The sequence below is a fragment of the Paenibacillus sp. 3LSP genome (assembly GCF_032465655.1).
GTDB lineage: Bacteria > Bacillota > Bacilli > Paenibacillales > Paenibacillaceae > Fontibacillus > Fontibacillus barengoltzii.
In genome coordinates this window covers 1-1,070 of record NZ_JAWDJI010000154.1, presented here as the reverse complement: position 1 = coordinate 1,070, position 1,070 = coordinate 1, and the positions used below count along the sequence as shown (strand labels likewise).

The window sequence follows — 1,070 nt, the reverse complement described above, 5'->3', positions numbered from 1 at the left end:
CACTAGCCTTGCATCTAAAGTGACATGGTATTCAATTAATTGTTAATCTTGGTTGTATCAACTTATTGGATTAAAATTTACCATTTCTATTTTCCGCCAATGTGCTAAAAGGGTAACAGGACGTGAAGTGTAGTCATGTTACCAAAAATTAGTAGATGAATCATTCGGTTACTCTAGTACCATCTTGACGCTCTTGAGCTTCAATGGATGTTTTCTCGGCCTTCCTGGCCGCCCTTTCTTACGCCGGCCTTTGGATGGCTTAGACGGCGGTCGTAACACAGCTTGTTGAAACTCTTCCCACGATCGCTCAGCATATAAGCGCATGCGTTTCAAGATCTGCCATAAGCTTAGATCCGTTTGCATCTCTAACTTGATCAACAGCACCAAGCTGTACGCGATCAGCGCCAGATAGATTTGGTTCCAGATGGCGGTCTGGTTTGCGCTGTAGATCTTCACCAGCCTCAGATGTTGCTTGATCCATTTGAAGAACAACTCGATCAACCATCGATAGCGGTAGATCTCGCTAATCTCTTGGGCAGAGCGATCCTGCACATTGGTCAGCAAGCGGTAGGTCCGTTTCTGCTCATCCGTAAACTCGATCAGTCGGGCTTGGAGGTGATGCGTCTGCTTCTGCTTATCGTTCCACTGGATCTCGACGTCCGCATCTAACGTGATGGGAGAACCCTCAGGAACCGCTCGCTGATGGAGGATGGTTACCTTGTTCTTGGTCTGCAATCTGGCCACGAACCTCATCTGTTGGTGAATCAGCGATTCATATAGCTCGTACTGGATATACCCGCGATCCATCACATGAATCGCATCGTCCGCCACCACCAGATCAAGAGCGACTTCCTGATCACTCACCGCCGCTGTGCTGTTGATGATCTTGCCGGGAAACACCGTTTCGCGATCGGCCACCACGAGCTGGGTATGGATCTTGACCGCATTTTGCTCTTTGCTCCAGTACGCCCAGCGTCCAGCTAGGGTGGGCAAGGTAAGCACGGTGGAGTCGAGAATCCGGAGCTTGCCGATATTCGGGATCCCTTGCTTCTGCTTGGTGATCTCCTGGA

Annotated in this window: 1 protein-coding gene; it reads right to left on the bottom strand. The window is 49.6% G+C overall.

Annotated elements, in window-relative coordinates; all coding sequences use genetic code 11:
- Window positions 1–168: 168 nt before the first annotated feature.
- Window positions 169–1,070 (bottom strand): IS4 family transposase (locus RW092_RS12750; RefSeq protein WP_316010368.1); only part of this gene is annotated, 902 nt, incomplete at its 5' end.